This window comes from Streptomyces sp. PH9007 (assembly GCF_059813725.1).
Genome location: NZ_CM187440.1, coordinates 1,028,831 through 1,047,616, shown reverse-complemented (window position 1 = coordinate 1,047,616; position 18,786 = coordinate 1,028,831). Strand labels below are relative to the sequence as shown.

Below are 18,786 nucleotides of genomic sequence, written 5' to 3'. Positions count from 1 at the left end.
GCCGTCCTCACTCCGGCGGCAGCAGCTTCGTGCCCTCGTCCGTGAGGTGGACCGGCGCCCCGGTGCGCACGGACTCGTTGGCGGCCACGCCCGTCAGGACGCTGCGGATGCCGTCGCGGTAGCCGGCCTGGCGGGCCAGCGGGTCGTTGTCGGGGCCGCGGAAGACGTCGTTCAGCAGCAGCCGGTCGCCGCCGCCGTGACCGCCCTCGCCCGAGGGGATCTCGATCTCCTCGGCCCGCTTCCAGTGCTCCTGGAGCGTGAGGCGCTCCGAGACGCCCTCGGCCTTCGACTTGCTGGCCGCCGAGGGGTCGACCGCGGCGTGCGGCGGGGTCCACGAGCGCTCGACGACCTCCAGCTCCAGGCGTCCCCTGGTGCCGTTGAAGATCGCCCGGTAGCCCTCGTACGGGGAGTGGGCGTTCAGCGAGTACGTCAGCAGGGCGCGATTGTCGTACCGCACCAGCACCGACATGTTGTCCTCGATCGTCACCCCGTCCGCGAACACGTCCTGGTCGCGGATGTAGCCGTCCTCGTGCTCGGCGTCCAGGTACAGCGCCTTGAGCTTCGGGTCGATCGAGATGTCCAGGATGAACGGGTCGGAGCCCAGGCCCGCCGAGCCCTGGCCGCGCTCGGGGCGCTCGCCCGCCTGCTCGGCGCCGGCCTCCTCGCTGCCGTAGAACCGCAGGTCCGCCTGGGAGAACACCAGCTCGGGGCTGGCCGCCAGCCACCAGTTGACCAGGTCGAAGTGGTGGGTGGACTTGTGCACCAGCAGCCCGCCGGACTCGTGCTTGCGCCGGTGCCAGCGGCGGAAGTAGTCGGCGCCGTGGATGGTGTCCAGCGCCCACTCGAAGTGCACCGAGGTGACATCGCCTATCCGGCCGTCCGCGATGACCTGCCGTACCGCCGAGTTGCGGGGCGAGTAGCGGTAGTTGAAGGTGACGATCAGCTGCCCGGGGTTGCGCTCCGCGGCGTCGGCGATCTGCGCGCAGCTCTCCGCGTCGATCGTCAGCGGCTTCTCCACCACGACGTCCCGGCCCGCGTCCAGCGCCGCGCACACGTAGTGGGCGTGGGTGGAGTCCATGGTGGTGACCACGACCACGTCGGCCTGCTCCAGCAGCGCGTCGAACGCGTCGGGGGTGTACGTGGGCACCGCCTCGCGCCCGGTGGCGGTGATGAGCTGGTTGTAGTAGTCCATGCGCGTGCGGTTGATGTCGCAGAGCGCGCTGATCTGTCCGGTGTCGCTCCAGTCGCCCAGCAGCGCGTCGACATACATCTGCGCCCGGTTGCCGAGTCCGACGAAGGCGTAGCGGCGGGTCATCCCTGGTTCTCCCTGTGTGGCGGTGGTACGGCCGACGGCCCGCGCACCGCCGTGAAGGGGTACGCGGGCCGGCTCGGTGTTACTTGCTGAGGACGGAGTTGGCCTCGCTGATGAAGCCGGAGGCGGCCTCCTGCGGGGTCATCCGGCCGAAGACGACCTCCTGGCCGTACCGCTCCAGCATGGCGGGCATCTCGCCGGCGCCGTTCGGGTTGGCCTTGGGCGGGTCGTTCAGCTCGTCGGCGAGCGCGCCGATGAACTCCAGGGACGCCTGGTCGGTCTCGGGCAGACCGGCGCGGATCTCCTCCAGGACGGCCTCGTTGCGGGGCAGACCGCGGTCGGAGCCGATGATGGCGGCGGCCTCGGGGTCGTTCACCAGGAAGTCGACGAGCTGGCCCGCGGCCTCCTTCTTGCCGCTGCTGGCCGCGACCGACCAGAACATGTTGGGCTGCAGGAAGTGGCCGCCGCTGACGGCGTCCTCGTCCTTGGGCATCCGCAGCAGCACGATCTCCGAGCCGGAGCCGGTGGTGATGGCGTTCAGCTGGTTGGACCACCACATGCCGAAGGCGCCCTTGTTGGTGGCGACCAGCGAGGCCTCGACACCGGTGGAGCCGAGCTCGGCGCTGCGCGAGGCGTCGGGGCTGGCCTTGGAGTCGATCAGTTCCTGCTGGAAGGAGTACCAGTCGGCGATGACCTCCTCGGACATCCCGATCTTGCCGTCCTCGCCGTAGAAGATCTCGCCGTGCTGCTGGGCGTAGATGTTGAGGTAGGCGTCGTTGAAGCTCAGCTGGGTGCCGTAGCTGCCGTCGCCGGTGGCGGCGGTGACCTCGGCGGCGAAGTCGCGGTAGTCGTCCCAGGTCCAGGTGGTGTCGTCGGGCAGTTCGATGCCCGCCTCGTCCAGGACGGTCTTGTTGGCCGCGATGATGAAGGCGTTGACGCCGGTGGGTATGGCGTACTGGGTCCCCTCCAGCTGGCCGGACTGCAGCAGCTGGGGGTCCAGACCGCTCATGTCCACCAGGCCGTCGAGGTCGGCGAGCGCGTTGCGGGTGCCGAACTCGCCCATCCGCCGGATCTCGGTGGCGAAAACGTCGGGGGCGTCACCGGAGGCCATCTGGGTGGTCAGCCGGTCGTAGTAGTTGTCCCAGTCGGAGTACTCCATCTCGACCTTGATGTCCTCGTTCTTCTCCATGAAGAGGTCGAGGACTTCCTCGGTGATCGCCTGGCGGGTGTCGTTGCCCCACCAGGCGACGCGCAGGGTGGTCGTGCCGTCGCCGCCGCCACTGTCACCGCCGCCGCAGGCGGCCGTGAGGGTCAGGGCGCCGGCCATGAGGAGCGCCGAACAGAGCTTCGTCGCACCGTTCTTTCTGCCGTTCACTGAAACTCCTTGTCGATACAGACGCGAGAAGGGGGGACTACTTGAGGCCGGTGGTGGCGATACCGCGCACCAGGTACTTCTGGCCGGCGAGGAAGAACCCGAAGATCGGGCCGAGGGAGAGCACCGAGATGGCGAACATCGGGCCCCACGAGGACTCTCCGCTGGAGTCCAGGAACGTGCGCAGTGCCACCGGAACGGTGAACTTGTCCGGGTTGGTGAGGAAGATCAGCTGGCTGAGGAAGTCGTTCCAGGTCCAGATGAACGTGAAGATCGCCGTGGTGGCCAGGGCGGGTGTGGACAGCGGCAGGATGATCCTGGTGAAGATCCGCCAGTGGCCCGCGCCGTCGATGACGGCGGCCTCGTCCAGTTCCCGGGGCAGGGTGCGGATGAACTGCACCATCAGGAAGATGAAGAAGGCGTCGGTGGCCAGGAACTTCGGGACGATCAGTGGATAGAAGGTGTTGATCCAGCCCAGGTCCGAGAACAGGATGTACTGGGGAACGATCACCACGTGCAGCGGCAGCATGATGGAGCCGAGCATCAGGGCGAAGAAGATCTTCTTGAGCGGGAACTCCAGCCGGGCGAAGGCGTAGGCGGCCAGCGAGCAGGCCACCAGGTTGCCGACGATGGAGAAGCCGGTGATGATCGCCGAGTTCAGGAAGTAGTGGCTGAACGGGTAGCGCAGCGCGTCCCAGCCGTTGGAGAAGTTGTCGAAGGTGAAGCTGGAGGGCCACAGCCCCGGCTCGCGGAAGATCAGCTCCTCCGGCTTGAGGGAGCTGGAGATCATCCACAGGACCGGGTACAGCATGACGAACCCGAACGCGATGAGCAGGATGTGCGTCAGGATGCGTTTGCCGGCCAGGGCCTTCAGGACACGGGCGAACAGGGTGTCGTTCAGTTCGGGGTGACCGTTGCCGTCGCGGGCGGCGCCTGCGCGGGCGTCGGGGCGCGGTTTGACGTTATTTGTCACTGTAGAACACCCAATACTTTGACATGAGGAAGTTCACCCCGGTCAGCGCCGCGATGATCAGAACCAGGACCCACGCCATCGCCGACGCGTAGCCCATCTCGAAGCTGTTGAAGCCCTTCTGGTACACGTGCATCGTGTAGAGGAGCGTCGAGTCGGCCGGGCTTCCGTTGCCGCCGCTGATGACGAACGCCTGCGTGAAGGACTGGAAGGCGTTGATCAGCTGGAGGATGAGGTTGAAGAAGATGATCGGCGACAGCAGCGGCAGGGTGATGGAGAAGAACTGCCGGGCCTTGCTGGCCCCGTCCAGGCTGGCCGCCTCGTAGTAGCTGGTCGGGATCTGCCGCAGACCGGCCAGGAAGATGACCATCGGGGAGCCGAAGGTCCACACGTTGAGGATGATCAGGGTGCCCAGCGCCGTGTCGGGGTGGGAAACCCAGCCCATGCCCTCGATGCCGAAGATGCCGAGGAACTCGTTGACCAGGCCGTCGGCGCCGAAGATCTGCCGCCACAGGATGGCGATGGCCACGCTGGAGCCGAGCAGCGAGGGCAGGTAGTAGACGGAGCGGTAGATGGGCAGTCCGCTCACGCCCCGGTCCAGCACCATCGCCAGTGCGAGCGCGAAGGCCAGCTGCAGTGGTACGGAGACGAAGACGTAGATGGCCGTGTTGGTGAGGGCTTTGATGAACCGCGGGTCGTCCTGGAACATCCGCGTGTAGTTGTCGAAGCCCACCCACTGGGAGTCGCCGATCAGGCTGTAGTCCGTGAAGGACAGATACAGCGAGGTCAGCAGGGGTCCGGCGGTGATGGCGATCAGGCCGACGAACCAGGGCAGCAGGAAGAGATAGGCGGTCAGGTACTCCTTGCGCCGCCGTTTGCGCAGCGCGCCCTTGGTGTCCGCCACGGGAGGGCGGTCAGTGGCGCCCGGTGGCCTGGGGCGCACCTGGGTGTCGGTCATGCGGGAGCGCTCCTTTCGAGGAGACGAGGGGCAGCACACCGAGCGTGTTGAGGGACGACGCGGGGTCCGGGTTGGTGCTCCGTTAATACAACCGGTTGCAGCAGGCTGGTGTAACCAGCAAGAAACGTCAAGGGTCTGGACGGATTTTCATGGCAACCGATTGCAGGCTATGGTGACCGCCGTGACAGAGAGACGACTGTGGAGGGGGGCGGGCGCTCATGGCGGTGACCATCCGTGATGTGGCCCGAGCCGCCGGCGTTCATGTGTCCACGGTCTCCCGGACATTCTCGGCACCGAACCTGGTCAAAGTCGACACCCGGGAACGAGTTCTCGCCGCGGCGGCCGAACTCGGCTACCGCCCCAACCAGGCGGCCCGCGCGCTGACCACCGGCGTGACCCACAACCTGGGCCTGATCGTCGCCGACATCGCCAATCCGTTCTTCCCGCCGCTGATCAAGTCCGCCCAGTCGTACGCGAGAGTGCGCGGCTATCAGGTGTTCGTGGCGGACACGGACGAGGACCCGCGGGCCGAGGAGGAGCTGATCTCGATCCTCGCCAAGCAGGTGGACGGGGTGGTGCTGGTCAGTCCCAGACTGTCGAACGCCGCGATCGCCGGGCTGAGCGCCGACCTGCCATTCGTGGTCGTGAACCGCAATGTCAAGGGTCTGCCCGCGGTGCTCATGGACATCAGCAGCGGTGCGGCGACGGCCGTGGAGCACCTGGCCGGGCTCGGTCACCGCCGGCTGATGCTGCTGGGCGGGCCGCGCGGCTCGTGGACCAGCGAGCAGATGCGCAAGTCGGCCGCCGCGGCGGCGGAGCGGTCCGGGGTCTCGCTGGAGATCACCGGGCCGAACGCGCCCACCGAGCGGGGCGGCCAGCTGGCCGCCGCCGCGGTGCTGGCGGCGGGTGCCACCGGGGTCATCGCGTACAACGACCTGATGGCGATCGGCACCATCGAGGGGCTGTCCGGCAGTGGCGTCGAGGTGCCGCGCGAGGTCAGCGTGGTCGGGGTGGACGACACCGTCGCGGGCCGGGTGGCCCGGCCCAAGCTCACCACCATCGCGATGCCCACCCAGGAGGCGGGCCGCTCGGCCGTCGATTTGCTCCTGCACGCGATCGACATGCCGGGCGGACGGGGCGCGGCCAAGACCACGCTGGAGACCTCGCTGGTGGTCCGGGAGTCGACCGCGCCCCCGCCCTCGTGAAACGGGCCTTCCCACTCTCCGCGACCCCGTCCGGCCTGCCGGACGGGGTCGCGGTGTCAGAAACGGGAGTGCGGCGGGAGCGCGCGAGGCGCGCTCCTCAGCCGGCCGTCCTCCATTGCTGGTTCGGGACGTCGTCACACTGTCCGATCGGGGCCACCGTGATCCCCGGGACGCTGCTCACGCATTGCAGCGTGGTGATGTTCCGGAATTGCCGGGCGTCCTCCGGCCCGGTCGCGATCCACAGCGAGCCCAGTTCCACGAATGGCTGCTCGCCGCACGAGCCCATGACGGCGACCCCTTCGCCTCCGTCCCACAGACATCGACCCGTGGCGACATTGCGCAACTGCTGCGCGAGCGTCGAGCCACGCACCTCCCACTGCTGTTCCGTACCGCCGGTGACGCATTCGCGCACCCTGGCGAGTTCTTCGCCGTCGTCGGTCAGACACCCTTGTGTTCCCAGGTTCTGCAGTGTCCTGATCGCGAGCACGGAAGCGTCCGGCGAGGCAGCCGCCGCCGGAAACGCGAACCCACCCGTCAGCACCATCGCGGCCATCGCGGCCAGGCTCCGAGAAAACACGCCCACCTGCCACCACTCCGATCTCCTGCCGAGGACGCCCGGCCACGGAGCCGAAACGTCCGATGACGGGAGATTTACCCCTGGCCGTCACCGCGAGCCCTCCCGCCCCCTCCAGGTCATCCCAACGAGTGACCCGATGCCGGTGACAACCGTTTCCGGGGTCCAGCAGGGCCGGATATTCCCCCTTCCGCGAGGCGGTCGGAAACGCGGAAATTGTTACCCGAGGGCCGTCCGGGAACAGCCCGGCCGCGCGGCGATCCGGAAAACGGCGGAGATGGGCCGACAGCTCTTCCCCGGCGCGGGCGAGCACGGGAGAGGCGCGGTCCCGGGCTTCGGTCAGTTGCCCCGGACACGCCTTCCGGAGTGCCGGGGAGGTATCGCCACTGGCCGGGCGCCCCGGTTCAGCTTAGGTATGCCTTACGTGATGTACCGCATTTCCAGGAACCGGAACGCGGCTTGCTCGCTTTGCGGGAATTACGCAACAATGGCGTTGTGAAAAACGGTGAGGCGCAGCGTACGACGCCGGTGGCAGCGGATGCCACCGGCGCCGCCCCGTTGTCCGCACCGGACGGGGAGCAGCACGGCACCCGGCAGCGAGTGGCCCGTTCCATCCTGGATCACGGCCCCTCCACCGCCGCCGAGCTGGCCGACCGGCTCGCCCTCACCCAGGCCGCCGTGCGCCGGCACCTGGACGCGCTGGTCGCCGATGGCACGGTCGAAGCCCGCGAGAAGCGGGTCTACGGCTCCCGGGGCCGGGGCCGGCCCGCCAAGGTCTTCGCGCTCACCGACGGTGGCCGCGACGCGTTCGACCACGCCTATGACGCGCTGGCCGTCGAGGCGCTCGGCTTCATCGCCCGCGCCGCCGGCGGCGGGGAGAGCGGCGCAGCCGCCGTCCTCGCCTTCGCCCGCGAGCGGGCCGCCGCGCAGGGCGAGCGCTACCAGCAGCTGCTGGCCGGCGCGAGCCCCGCCGAGCGCACCCGGGCGCTGGCCAAGGCCCTCACGCAGGACGGGTACGCTGCGATGGCGCGCACCGCACCCGGCGCGCCGGGGGAGCAGCTGTGTCAGCACCACTGCCCGGTGGCGCACGCCGCCGAGCGTTTTCCCCAGCTGTGCGAGGCGGAGGCCGAGGTCTTCTCCCACCTGCTGGGCACCCATGTGCAGCGGCTCGCCACCATCGCGCACGGCGATGGCGTCTGCACCACCTTCGTCCCCTCCGCGCCACCGGCCGGCCACCGGCCGTCACCGGCGCCGGAGACACCCACCACCGCGACACCACGCACAGCCGGGAGGAACCCCGCATGACGCTCCCCACGGAGACCGCCCACCCCGAACTCGAAGGGCTGGGTACCTACGAATACGGCTGGGCCGACTCCGACGCGGCCGGCTCCGCCGCCAAGCGCGGACTGAGCGAGGCTGTCGTCAAGGACATCTCGGACAAGAAGTCCGAGCCGGAGTGGATGCTCAACCAGCGCCTGAAGGGCCTGAAGCTGTTCGGCAAGAAGCCGATGCCCACCTGGGGCTCGGACCTGTCGGGCATCGACTTCGACAACATCAAGTACTTCGTGCGCTCCACCGAGAAGCAGGCCACCAGCTGGGAGGACCTGCCCGAGGACATCAAGAACACCTACGACAAGCTGGGCATCCCGGAGGCCGAGAAGCAGCGGCTGGTCGCCGGTGTCGCCGCCCAGTACGAGTCGGAGGTCGTCTACCACCAGATCCGTGAGGACCTGGAGCAGCAGGGCGTCATCTTCCTGGACACCGACACCGCGCTCAAGGAGCACCCGGAGCTGTTCCAGGAGCACTTCGGCACCGTCATCCCGGCCGGCGACAACAAGTTCTCCGCGCTGAACACCGCGGTGTGGTCCGGCGGCTCCTTCATCTACGTGCCGCCGGGCGTGCACGTGGACATCCCGCTCCAGGCGTACTTCCGCATCAACACCGAGAACATGGGCCAGTTCGAGCGGACCCTGATCATCGTCGACGAGAACGCCTACGTGCACTACGTCGAGGGCTGCACCGCGCCGATCTACAACTCGGACTCGCTGCACTCGGCGGTCGTGGAGATCATCGTCAAGAAGGGCGGCCGCTGCCGCTACACGACCATCCAGAACTGGTCGAACAACGTCTACAACCTGGTGACCAAGCGGGCGGTGGCCTACGAGGGCGCCACCATGGAGTGGGTCGACGGCAACATCGGCTCCAAGGTCACCATGAAGTACCCGGCCATCTACCTGATGGGCGAGCACGCCAAGGGCGAGACCCTGTCGGTGGCCTTCGCGGGCGAGGGCCAGCACCAGGACGCCGGCGCCAAGATGGTGCACATGGCGCCCCGCACCTCCTCCAACATCGTCTCCAAGTCGGTGGCGCGCGGCGGCGGTCGCACCTCCTACCGCGGCCTGATCGAGATCGGTGAGGGCGCGGAGGGCTCCAAGTCCAACGTGCTGTGCGACGCGCTGCTGGTGGACACCGTCTCCCGCTCCGACACCTACCCCTACGTCGACGTCCGTGAGGACGACGTGACCATGGGGCACGAGGCCACCGTCTCCAAGGTCAGCGACGACCAGCTGTTCTACCTGATGAGCCGCGGCCTGTCCGAGGACGAGGCGATGGCCATGATCGTGCGCGGCTTCGTCGAGCCGATCGCCAAGGAACTGCCCATGGAGTACGCCCTGGAGCTCAACCGGCTGATCGAGCTCCAGATGGAGGGCTCGGTCGGCTGACCCCGCCCGCCCCCCTGTGTGAGCCGTTTCCCCTATCAAGAGAGTGAGCACGACGAGACCCATGGCTGAGGCCCCAAGCAATCCGGTCGCGCTGGCGGCGGAGTCCACCGTCGCCACCCGGATGAGCGCCCCGCCGTCCTTCAATGTGGCCGACTTCCCGGTGCCCACCGGCCGCGAGGAGGAGTGGCGCTTCACTCCCCTGGCTCGGCTGCGCGGCCTGCACGACGGCACCGCCACCGGTGGCGGCAGTGTCAAGGCCGAGGTGATCGCCCCCGAGGGCTCCGGTGTCACGGTGGAGACCGTGAGCCGCGACGACGCCCGGGTCGGCAAGGCGGGAACCCCGGTGGACCGGGTCGCCGCGCAGGCGTTCAGCACGGTGGAGAAGGCCACCGTGATCACCGTGCCCGCCGAGGCCGTCCTCGGTGAGCCGGTGCGGGTGTCCGTGCACGGCGAGGGCGGCGTGACCTTCGGGCACACCGTCTTCGAGGTCGGCGCCTTCGCCGAGGTCGTGTTCGTCCTGGACCACACCGGCGACACCGTGCGCGCCGCCAACGTCGACTTCGTCGTCGGCGACGGCGCCAAGGTCACCGTGGTCTCCGTCCAGGACTGGGCCGACACCGCCGTGCACTGCTCGCAGCACAACGCGCTGGTCGGCCGGGACGCCACCTTCAAGTCCGTGATCGTCACCTTCGGCGGCGACGTGGTCCGCATCCACCCCCGGGTGACCTACGCGGGCCCCGGCGGCGAGGCCGAGCTGTACGGCCTGTACTTCACGGACGCCGGCCAGCACCAGGAGCACCGCCTGCTGGTGGACCACTCCGCCCCCAACTGCCGCAGCAACGTGGCGTACAAGGGCGCGCTCCAGGGCACGGACGCGCACGCGGTGTGGATCGGCGACGTGGTGATCCAGGCCGCCGCCACCGGCACCGACACCTACGAGCTGAACCGGAACCTGGTCCTCACCGACGGCGCCCGGGTCGACTCGGTCCCCAACCTGGAGATCGAGACCGGCGAGATCGCCGGCGCCGGCCACGCCAGCGCCACCGGACGCTTCGAGGACGAGCAGCTGTTCTACCTGATGGCGCGCGGCATCCCGGAGGACGAGGCCCGGCGCCTGGTCGTCCGCGGCTTCTTCGCCGAGCTGATCCAGCAGATCGGCGTCCCGGACGTCGAGGAGCGGCTGATCGCCAAGCTCTCCGCCGAACTGGAGGCGTCGCACGCATGAGCACACCACAGGCGTCCTATGTGCGGGCCTGCGTGCTGGGGGACCTCACGGAGGACACCCCCAAGCGCGTGGAGGTCGGCGGGGTGCCGGTGGCCGTGGTCCGTACCGAGGGCGAGGTCTTCGCGGTCCACGACATCTGCTCGCACGCCAATGTCTCGCTCTCCGAGGGTGAGGTGGAGGACTGCCGGATCGAGTGCTGGCTGCACGGCTCCAGCTTCGATCTGCGCACCGGCAAGCCCTCGGGCCTGCCGGCGACCCGCCCCATCCCCGTCTATTCCGTCAAGATCGAAGGAGACGGCCCCGGCGCCGCTGTGCTCGTCTCCGTCACCCAGGAGTCCTGAAGCACCCATGGCAACCCTTGAGATCCGCGACCTGCACGTCTCCGTCGAAGCCGAAGGCGGACCCACCGAGATCCTGCGCGGCGTCGACCTGACCGTGAAGCAGGGCGAGACCCACGCCATCATGGGCCCCAACGGCTCCGGCAAGTCCACCCTGGCCTACTCGCTGGCCGGCCACCCCAAGTACACCGTCACCGGCGGCACCGTCACGCTCGACGGTGAGGACGTACTGGAGATGACCGTCGACGAGCGCGCCCGCGCCGGCGTCTTCCTGGCGATGCAGTACCCGGTCGAGGTCCCCGGCGTCTCCGTCTCCAACTTCCTGCGCACCTCCGCCACCGCCGTGCGCGGCGAGGCACCCAAGCTGCGTACCTGGGTGAAGGAGGTCAAGGAGGCGATGGCCCGCCTGGAGATGGACCCGGCCTTCGCCGAGCGCAACGTCAACGAGGGCTTCTCCGGCGGTGAGAAGAAGCGCCACGAGATCCTCCAGCTGGAGCTGCTCAAGCCGAAGATCGCCATCCTGGACGAGACCGACTCCGGGCTGGACATCGACGCGCTGCGCATCGTCTCCGAGGGCGTCAACCGGGTGCGCGAGGCGGGCGAGTCCGGCACCCTGCTGATCACCCACTACACGCGCATCCTGCGCTACATCAAGCCCGACCACGTGCACGTCTTCGCCGGTGGCCGGATCGTCGAGTCGGGCGGCGCCGAGCTGGCCGACAAGCTCGAGGCCGAGGGCTACGAGGCGTACACGAAGGGTGGTGGCGCCTCATGACCGAGCCACGGGCGGGCCGCCCCGGTCTCCCGGCCGGCCTCCTGGACACCGAGGCGATCCGCAAGGACTTCCCGATCCTGGACCGCATGGTCCACGACGGCACGAAGCTGGTCTACCTGGACAACGCGGCCTCCTCGCAGAAGCCGCGCCAGGTGCTGGACGCGATGAACGCGTACTACGAGCGGCACCACGCCAACGTGCACCGGGGTGTGCACGTGCTGGCGGAGGAGGCCACCGCGCTGTACGAGGGCGCCCGGGACAAGGTCGCCGCGTTCATCAACGCGCCCAGCCGGGACGAGGTGATCTTCACCAAGAACGCCTCGGAGTCGCTGAACCTGGTGGCCAACATGCTCGGCTGGGCCGATGAGCCCTACCGGGTGGACTCGGGCACCGAGATCGTCATCACGGAGATGGAGCACCACTCCAACATCGTGCCGTGGCAGCTGCTGGCGCAGCGCACCGGCGCGCAGCTGAAGTGGTTCGGGCTGACCGACGAGGGCCGGCTCGATCTGTCGAACATCGATCAGATCATCACCGAGCGGACCAAGATCGTCTCGTTCGTGCTGGTGTCCAATATCCTCGGCACGCACAACCCGGTGCGGGAGATCGTCCGGCGGGCCCACGAGGTGGGCGCGCTGGTGCTGATCGACGCCTCGCAGGCCGTTCCGCACGCCACGCTGGACGTGCAGGACCTGGGCGCCGACTTCGTGGCCTTCACCGGTCACAAGATGTGCGGCCCGACCGGCATCGGCGTGCTGTGGGGCCGGCAGGAACTGCTGGAGGACCTGCCGCCGTTCCTCGGCGGTGGCGAGATGATCGAGACCGTCTCGATGCACTCCTCCACCTATGCCCCGGCGCCGTACAAGTTCGAGGCGGGCACCCCGCCGATCGCCCAGGCGGTCGGGCTCGGGGCGGCCGTGGACTACCTCAGCGGCATCGGCATGGACCGGATCGCGGCGCACGAGCACGCCCTGACCGAGTACGCGCTGGCGCGGCTGGCCGAGGTGCCGGAGCTGCGGATCATCGGCCCCCGGACGGCAGAGGACCGGGGCGCCGCCATCTCCTTCACCCTGGGTGACATCCACCCGCACGATGTGGGTCAGGTGCTGGACGAGCGGGGCATCGCGGTGCGGGTGGGTCACCACTGCGCACGGCCGGTGTGCCTGAGGTACGGAATTCCGGCGACCACGCGGGCGTCGTTCTATCTGTACACCTCGCCCGCCGAGGTGGATGCCCTGATCGAGGGGCTGGAGTACGTACGCGGCTTCTTCGGATGAGGTGCCCCTGAGCATGCGGCTGGAATCGATGTACCAGGAAGTGATCCTCGATCACTACAAGCACCCGCACGGGCGCGGTCTGCGCCCGGGCGATGCCGAGGTGCACCACGTCAACCCGACCTGCGGTGACGAGATCACCCTGCGGGTGCGGATGGACGGGACCACCATCGGGGACGTCAGCTACGAGGGGCAGGGCTGTTCGATCAGCCAGGCCAGCGCCTCGGTGCTGAACGACCTGCTGGTCGGCAAGGAGCTGGCGGACGCGCGGCGGATCCAGGAGACCTTCCTGGAGCTGATGCAGTCCAAGGGCCGGCTGGAGCCGGACGACGCGATGGAGGACCTGCTGGAGGACGCGGTCGCGTTCGCCGGGGTCTCCAAGTACCCGGCCCGGGTGAAATGCGCACTGCTGAGCTGGATGGCTTGGAAGGAAGCAACCGCCCAGGCCCTGAAGGAGGCGGCATGAGCGAGACGACAGGCGGCACGGCCACGACGGCCCAGCCGGCGAGCGAGGAAGAGATCCGCGAGGCGCTGTACGACGTCGTGGACCCCGAGCTCGGCATCGACGTGGTGAATCTCGGACTGATCTACGGGATCCACGTCGACGAGGAGAACATCGCCACCCTCGACATGACGCTGACGTCGGCGGCGTGCCCGCTGACGGACGTCATCGAGGACCAGGCGAAGTCGGCCACCGACGGGCTGGTGAAGGACCTGAAGATCAACTGGGTCTGGATGCCGCCGTGGGGCCCCGACAAGATCACCGATGACGGGCGCGAGCAGCTGCGCGCGCTGGGCTTCAACGTCTGAGACGCGAGGCCGCACCGTTCGTGCGGGAGGCGGGGCCGGCCGGCCCCGCCTCCCGCTTTTTCCGTGGCGGGTGTTTTGGCGTCCCTAGGCGTGGTCGGCCAGCTGCTGGTGCCCCTGGACGCGGGCGCAGTGGGCGCAGCAGTACATGTGGCCGTCCGTCGTCTCCACGCCGTGGCCCATGATGCGGCACTGACAGTTCTCGCAGATCGGGGCCATCCGCTGGATGGCGCATTCGAAGCTGTCGAAGACATGCACCTCGCCGGCGGCGCGCACCTCGAAGGTCAGCTGGTAGTCGTTGCCGCAGACCTCGCACTGGGCCATGGGTGATCCTCTCTCCGTCTGTCGTCCGTCGTGCTCCGTGCTCAGGATGCGCGGGCGGGGGAGTGCGCCCCGGGTGGCGCGCGGGGTGGGTCACTCCGGTGGGGAGCCGATCTCACCCGGCCTCGGTGCCCGATCCGGCGGCGCGGGAGCGCCCCGGGCGAGCCTTCGACCGCATCCGGCCGCTCGACGAACCGGCCGAGGCGCACCCGGCCACGGACCGGCCATCATGTCTACGGACGAACACATCATCACTACGCTCCGGGCATGGCCTACGTTCTGCTCGCCGGGGCGATCCTCTTCGAGATCGCCGGCACCACCCTGATGAAGTTCAGCGACGGCTTCACCAAGCTCTGGCCCACGCTGGGCACCCTGGCCGGCTACGCCGTCGCCTTCACCCTGCTCGCCCGGGTCCTCAAGACCATCGACGTCGGCATCGCCTACGCCATCTGGGCCGGCGCCGGCACCGCCCTGATCGCCGCCATCGGCATGCTCTTCCTCGGCGAGAGCGTCACCGCCGCCAAGGTCGCCGGCGTCGCCCTCGTCATCGGCGGCGTCACCCTGCTCAACCTCGGAGGAGCCCACTGACGGCCCGCCGCCACGACCCGGAACGGCGGCGGCACCTCATCGACGCGACCGCGCGCCGTCCTCGCCCCTCACGGACGGGCCGCTGATCCGGGAACTCCTCGCCGGACGCACCCACCCCCCACGCCATCGCCGACCAGGTCAACCGGCGGATACCGGCATCCGGGACCGGTTGGCCAGCCGCGCCGCCCACCGGCTAGCGTCTGGGGCATGACCGACGCAACCGCCTCCGCACCCACCCCCCGTACCACCGGTGCCGTCGCCGCCGGCCTGGCCACCCTCGCCGCCGACGGCACCGTGCTCGACACCTGGTTCCCCGCCCCGGCCCTCAGCGACGAACCCGGCGAGGCCGGCAGCGAACGCCTCACCCCCGAGCGCGCCGCCGAACTCCTCGGCTCCGCCGCCCCCCAGGCGCTGGGCCCCGACCCGGTGCGCGGCGTCGAGGTCGTGGCGGTCCGTACGGTCATCGCCTCCCTCGACGACAAGCCGCTGGACGCCCACGACGTCTACCTGCGCCTGCACCTGCTCAGCCACCGCCTGGTGCGCCCGCACGGCCTGAGCCTGGACGGCATCTTCGGACTGCTCGCCAACGTCGCCTGGACCAGCCGCGGCCCGGTCGCCGTGGAGCGCGTCGAGGAGACCCGGCTGGCCGCCCGCGCCGCCGGCACCGCGCTGAACGTCACCAGCGTCGACAAGTTCCCCCGCATGACCGACTACGTCGTCCCGGCCGGAGTCCGCATCGGCGACGCCGACCGGGTCCGGCTCGGCGCGCACCTGGCCGCCGGCACCACCGTCATGCACGAGGGCTTCTGCAACTTCAACGCCGGCACCCTCGGCAACTCCATGGTCGAGGGCCGCATCAGCGCGGGCGTCGTCGTCGGCGACGGCACCGACGTCGGCGGCGGCGCCTCCATCATGGGCACCCTGTCCGGCGGCGGGAAGCAGACCATCACCATCGGCGAACGCTGCCTGCTCGGCGCCGAGTCCGGCATCGGCATCTCGCTGGGCGACGACTGCGTGGTGGAGGCCGGCCTGTACGTCACCGCCGGCACCCGCGTCACCCTGCCCGACGGCAGCATCGAGAAGGCCGCCGCCCTCTCCGGCGCCAACAACCTCCTCTTCCGCCGCAACTCCACCACCGGCACCGTCGAGGCGCTCCAGCGCACCGGCTCCTGGGGCGGCCTCAACGAGGCGCTGCACAGCCACAACTGACACCGTTCACCCCCGCCGGTGCGAGATCATCTGATTCCTCCGTGGATACCCCTGCCTTCAGACAGGGGAGGAAACGGACTCCTGCGGAGCGGGGCGAGGGACCGCGATTCGCCGGCAGGGCGGATCGTGGTCCCCTGACCCGCAGTTGAACTTTACCGATTGCCCAGCTAATTTGTGAGCATGGGGACGGGCCATGTGAAGCGGGCGTTCAAGTACCGCTTCTATCCCAGTGATGCGCAGGCGGCTGAGCTGTCGCGCACGTTCGGGTGTGTGCGGAAGGTCTACAACATGGCCCTCGCCGCCCGGACGGAGGCGTGGGCGCGGGGTGAGCGGGTGAACTACAACCAGACCTCGGCGATGTTGACGGTGTGGAAGAAGACCGAGGCGCTGGCCTTCCTGAATGAGGTGTCGTCGGTGCCGTTGCAGCAGACGCTGCGGCATTTGCAGGCTGGGTTCGCGAACTTCTTCGGGAAGCGGGCGAGGTATCCGCGGTTCAAGTCGCGGAAGCGGTCGCGGAGGTCCGCTGAGTACACCACCTCCGGGTTTCGGTTCCGTGAGGGGCGGCTCACTCTGGCGAAGATGTCCGATCCGCTGGATGTTGTGTGGTCGCGTCCGCTGCCTGAGGGGGCCGCGCCGTCCACGGTGACCGTCTCCCAGGACGCCGCGGGGCGCTGGTTCGTATCCCTGCTGTGTGAGGACGCGTCGGTGCGTTCGCTTCCGGCCACGGATGCGGTGGTCGGGGTGGATGTCGGCCTGGACCATCTGCTGACCCTGTCGACAGGGGAGAAGATCGCCAATCCGAGGCATGAGCGGCGCGACCGGGCCCGGCTCGCCAGGGCTCAGCGGGCGTTGTCGCGCAAGGCCAGGGGCGATGGCGCGAACCGGGTCAAGGCCCGGCGGAAGGTGGCCCGGGTTCATGCGCGGATCGCCGACCGGCGCCGGGATCACCTGCACAAACTGTCTACTCGGCTCGTTCGTGAGAACCAAACGATCGTGATCGAGGACCTGACCGTGCGCAACATGGTCAAGAATCACACACTCGCCCGGGCGATCTCGGACGCGTCCTGGGCCGAATTCCGGGGGCTTCTGGAGTACAAGGCCGCCTGGTACGGGCGGGAAGTGATCGCGGTCGACCGTTTCTTCCCCTCCTCCAAGCTGTGCTCCGCCTGCGGCACCCTCGCCAGGGCCATGCCGCTGCACGTCCGCGTCTGGACGTGCGGGGGCTGCGGCGCGTCCCATGACCGGGATGTGAACGCGGCACGCAACCTCAAGGCCGCCGGGCTGGCGGCATCGGTCTGTGGAGCCGGTGTAAGACCTCAACGGAGAACTCCGGGCGGGCAGTCGGCGACGAAGCAGAAAACCCCCCGGCGCGAGCCGTAGGAATCCCCCCTCGTTCACGAGGGGGAGGAAGTCAAGATCCGATGATGACTGATCTCGCGGCCGGCATACGGTACGTGGTGCTGGGCCAGCGATGGCTCGCCCAGCACCCCGGACGGTACGGCCGCGCCCTGCTGCCCGCGCTGATCGCGCTGGTGCTGTACGCGGCGGCGCTGCTCGTCCTGCTGCTCAACGCGGGCGATCTCGCCGCCTGGATCACGCCCTTCGCCGACGACTGGGAATCCCCCTGGCGCGGGCTGGTGCGCGGCCTGGCCGTCGCCCTGCTGCTGGCCGCCGGACTCGCGCTCGCCGTCCTCACCTTCACCGCCGTCACCCTCGTCATCGGCGACCCCTTCTACGACGCGCTGTCGGCCGCCGTGGAGGAGAGCGAGGGCGCGTGCCCGGCGGCCCCGGAACGGCCGCTGTGGCGTGAGCTGTGGGCCGCGCTGGTGGAGGCGCTGTACGTGCTGTGGCGCGCCACGCTGTGGACCGTGCCGCTGTTCGTCCTCGGCTTCCTGCCCGTCATCGGGCAGACCGTGATCCCGGTGATCGGCTTCGCCGTCTCCGGCTTTTTCCTGACCCTGGAACTGGTCTGCTACGCCCTGGGCCGCCGGGGCATCGACGTCCGCGAGCGGCTGCGGATGCTGCGCGGGCGCCGCTGGCTGGCGGTCGGCTTCGGCGTCCCGCTGGTGGCGGCCTTCATGGTGCCGCCCCTGGCGATCTTCCTGATGCCGGGCGCCGTCGCCGGGGCCACCTTGCTCGCCCGCGACCTCGTCGGGGACGGCGCGACGCAACGCCTGGCCGCCGACCCGGACGCGGACACCGACGGCGGCCCCGGCACCGGCCCCGACCTCACGAAGCGGGCGCCAGCACAGCCTTGAGGTCCTCCACCAGCCGGCCGGTGAGCTCCTCGCCGGCCGGCAGCAGCGGCCCGCGCACCGGGCCGCCCGGCATCCCGGCCGCCGCGAACAGCGCCTTGACGGACACCGTGCCGGGCACCCCGGTCATCATCGTGTCCACCAGCGGCAGCAGCCGCCGGTGCAGCCGGGTGGCGGTGGCCAGGTCGCCCGCGTCCACGGCGTCCAGCACCGCCCGCACCTGCGGCCCCGCCACATTGGCGACGGTGCTCACGTAGCCGGTGGCGCCGAGCGCGTACAGCGGCAGATGCAGCTCGTCGCAGCCCGAGTAGTACGACAGATCCGTACTCTCCATGACCAGACCCGACTTCAGCAGGTCGTACGCGCAGTCCTTGACGGCGCGGATCCGCGGATGGCCCGCGAGCCGCCGCAGCGAATCGGCGGTCAGCTCCGTCCCCGCGCCGGTACGGGCCGGGATGTCGTACAGCATCACCGGCAGCTCGGTGGCGTCCGCGACCGTCTCCAGGTGGCGGACGATCCCCTCCTGGGTGGGGCGCGAGTAGTAGGGGGTGACCACCAGCAGTCCGTGCGCGCCCGCCGACGCCGCGGCCCGGGCCAGCGCGATCGTGTGCCGGGTGTCGCTGGTGCCGACACCGGCGATCACCGAGGCCCGGTCGCCGACCGCCTCCAGGACGGCGCGCAGCACCGCGTCCTTCTCCGCGTCCGTGGTGGTCGCCGACTCGCCGGTGGTCGCGTTGAGCACCAGGGCGTCGGAGCCGCCCCGGTCCACGAGATGAACGGCGAGGCGGGCGGTGCCCTCCAGGTCGAGGGCACCGCCCGCCGTGAACGGGGTGATCATGGCCGCGGCACGGCGGCCGAAGGGGGGTTCGGGGCGCATGGC

Annotated in this window: 20 protein-coding genes; 13 read left to right on the top strand and 7 right to left on the bottom strand. The window is 69.5% G+C overall.

Annotated features, from left to right (window positions below; translation table 11 throughout):
* Positions 1 to 7: 7 nt before the first annotated feature.
* From ACTFAP_RS04575 to ACTFAP_RS04560, 4 genes are all read right to left on the bottom strand, one after another.
* On the bottom strand, positions 8 to 1,315 hold the full coding sequence (locus tag ACTFAP_RS04575) for a Gfo/Idh/MocA family protein (RefSeq protein ID WP_500468292.1): 1,308 nt from the start codon (positions 1,313 to 1,315) through the stop codon (positions 8 to 10).
* Positions 1,316 to 1,394: 79 nt separating this feature from the next.
* Positions 1,395 to 2,687, bottom strand: a complete 1,293-nt coding sequence (locus ACTFAP_RS04570; RefSeq protein ID WP_500468291.1) for an ABC transporter substrate-binding protein — start codon at positions 2,685 to 2,687, stop codon at positions 1,395 to 1,397.
* Positions 2,688 to 2,724: 37 nt separating this feature from the next.
* Positions 2,725 to 3,657, bottom strand: coding sequence for a carbohydrate ABC transporter permease (locus ACTFAP_RS04565; RefSeq protein ID WP_390122552.1), 933 nt, complete (start codon positions 3,655 to 3,657; stop codon positions 2,725 to 2,727).
* On the bottom strand, positions 3,647 to 4,612 hold the full coding sequence (locus ACTFAP_RS04560; RefSeq protein ID WP_030733945.1) for a carbohydrate ABC transporter permease: 966 nt from the start codon (positions 4,610 to 4,612) through the stop codon (positions 3,647 to 3,649). Before ACTFAP_RS04560 ends, ACTFAP_RS04565 begins: the two co-directional genes overlap by 11 nt.
* A 218-nt stretch (positions 4,613 to 4,830) precedes the next feature.
* Here ACTFAP_RS04560 and ACTFAP_RS04555 point away from each other — a divergent pair, with 218 nt between their 5' ends.
* Positions 4,831 to 5,817 (top strand): substrate-binding domain-containing protein, encoded by a 987-nt coding sequence (locus ACTFAP_RS04555; protein ID WP_495683549.1) that lies wholly within the window; start codon positions 4,831 to 4,833, stop codon positions 5,815 to 5,817.
* 97 nt (positions 5,818 to 5,914) lie between these two features.
* On the opposite strand, the gene ACTFAP_RS04550 is transcribed toward ACTFAP_RS04555, so the two are convergent.
* On the bottom strand, positions 5,915 to 6,370 hold the full coding sequence (locus ACTFAP_RS04550; RefSeq protein WP_500468290.1) for an RICIN domain-containing protein: 456 nt from the start codon (positions 6,368 to 6,370) through the stop codon (positions 5,915 to 5,917).
* Positions 6,371 to 6,886: 516 nt separating this feature from the next.
* Between ACTFAP_RS04550 and ACTFAP_RS04545 the strand changes: the two genes are divergently transcribed.
* From ACTFAP_RS04545 to ACTFAP_RS04510, 8 genes are all read left to right on the top strand, one after another.
* Positions 6,887 to 7,696: a helix-turn-helix transcriptional regulator gene (locus ACTFAP_RS04545; protein WP_386540225.1), complete on the top strand. Its 810-nt coding sequence runs from the start codon at positions 6,887 to 6,889 to the stop codon at positions 7,694 to 7,696.
* Positions 7,693 to 9,114 (top strand): Fe-S cluster assembly protein SufB, encoded by a 1,422-nt coding sequence (sufB, locus tag ACTFAP_RS04540; protein ID WP_390122547.1) that lies wholly within the window; start codon positions 7,693 to 7,695, stop codon positions 9,112 to 9,114. The genes ACTFAP_RS04545 and sufB overlap by 4 nt, the downstream gene beginning before the upstream one ends.
* 61 nt (positions 9,115 to 9,175) lie before the next feature.
* Positions 9,176 to 10,339 carry a Fe-S cluster assembly protein SufD gene (sufD, locus tag ACTFAP_RS04535; protein ID WP_495683547.1) on the top strand — a complete coding sequence of 388 codons (1,164 nt, stop codon included), beginning with the start codon at positions 9,176 to 9,178 and terminating at the stop codon, positions 10,337 to 10,339.
* Complete coding sequence (locus ACTFAP_RS04530; protein ID WP_390122541.1) at positions 10,336 to 10,680, top strand: non-heme iron oxygenase ferredoxin subunit; 345 nt, start codon at positions 10,336 to 10,338, stop codon at positions 10,678 to 10,680. Before sufD ends, ACTFAP_RS04530 begins: the two co-directional genes overlap by 4 nt.
* 7 nt (positions 10,681 to 10,687) lie before the next feature.
* A complete protein-coding gene (sufC, locus tag ACTFAP_RS04525; RefSeq protein ID WP_030733933.1) occupies positions 10,688 to 11,452 on the top strand; it encodes a Fe-S cluster assembly ATPase SufC in 765 nt (254 codons plus the stop codon).
* Complete coding sequence (locus tag ACTFAP_RS04520; RefSeq protein WP_495683546.1) at positions 11,449 to 12,729, top strand: SufS family cysteine desulfurase; 1,281 nt, start codon at positions 11,449 to 11,451, stop codon at positions 12,727 to 12,729. The genes sufC and ACTFAP_RS04520 overlap by 4 nt, the downstream gene beginning before the upstream one ends.
* 13 nt (positions 12,730 to 12,742) lie before the next feature.
* Positions 12,743 to 13,192: a Fe-S cluster assembly sulfur transfer protein SufU gene (sufU, locus tag ACTFAP_RS04515; RefSeq protein ID WP_030733929.1), complete on the top strand. Its 450-nt coding sequence runs from the start codon at positions 12,743 to 12,745 to the stop codon at positions 13,190 to 13,192.
* Positions 13,189 to 13,536 carry a metal-sulfur cluster assembly factor gene (locus tag ACTFAP_RS04510; protein ID WP_030733926.1) on the top strand — a complete coding sequence of 116 codons (348 nt, stop codon included), beginning with the start codon at positions 13,189 to 13,191 and terminating at the stop codon, positions 13,534 to 13,536. Before sufU ends, ACTFAP_RS04510 begins: the two co-directional genes overlap by 4 nt.
* A gap of 84 nt (positions 13,537 to 13,620) precedes the next feature.
* On the opposite strand, the gene ACTFAP_RS04505 is transcribed toward ACTFAP_RS04510, so the two are convergent.
* Positions 13,621 to 13,857 carry a metallothionein gene (locus tag ACTFAP_RS04505; protein ID WP_400012466.1) on the bottom strand — a complete coding sequence of 79 codons (237 nt, stop codon included), beginning with the start codon at positions 13,855 to 13,857 and terminating at the stop codon, positions 13,621 to 13,623.
* Between the two features lie 264 nt (positions 13,858 to 14,121).
* On the opposite strand from ACTFAP_RS04505, the gene ACTFAP_RS04500 reads away from it, so the two are divergent.
* From ACTFAP_RS04500 to ACTFAP_RS04485, 4 genes are all read left to right on the top strand, one after another.
* A complete protein-coding gene (locus ACTFAP_RS04500; RefSeq protein WP_390122535.1) occupies positions 14,122 to 14,442 on the top strand; it encodes a DMT family transporter in 321 nt (106 codons plus the stop codon).
* Positions 14,443 to 14,649: 207 nt separating this feature from the next.
* Positions 14,650 to 15,651 carry a 2,3,4,5-tetrahydropyridine-2,6-dicarboxylate N-succinyltransferase gene (gene dapD, locus ACTFAP_RS04495; protein WP_500468289.1) on the top strand — a complete coding sequence of 334 codons (1,002 nt, stop codon included), beginning with the start codon at positions 14,650 to 14,652 and terminating at the stop codon, positions 15,649 to 15,651.
* A 180-nt stretch (positions 15,652 to 15,831) separates the two neighbouring features.
* Positions 15,832 to 17,031 (top strand): RNA-guided endonuclease InsQ/TnpB family protein, encoded by a 1,200-nt coding sequence (locus ACTFAP_RS04490; protein WP_500468288.1) that lies wholly within the window; start codon positions 15,832 to 15,834, stop codon positions 17,029 to 17,031.
* A gap of 44 nt (positions 17,032 to 17,075) precedes the next feature.
* Positions 17,076 to 17,909: an EI24 domain-containing protein gene (locus ACTFAP_RS04485; protein ID WP_500469401.1), complete on the top strand. Its 834-nt coding sequence runs from the start codon at positions 17,076 to 17,078 to the stop codon at positions 17,907 to 17,909.
* Here the strand turns inward: ACTFAP_RS04485 and dapA are convergent.
* A complete protein-coding gene (dapA, locus tag ACTFAP_RS04480) occupies positions 17,881 to 18,783 on the bottom strand; it encodes a 4-hydroxy-tetrahydrodipicolinate synthase (protein ID WP_500468287.1) in 903 nt (300 codons plus the stop codon). The genes ACTFAP_RS04485 and dapA overlap by 29 nt on opposite strands.
* Positions 18,784 to 18,786: the final 3 nt, after the last annotated feature.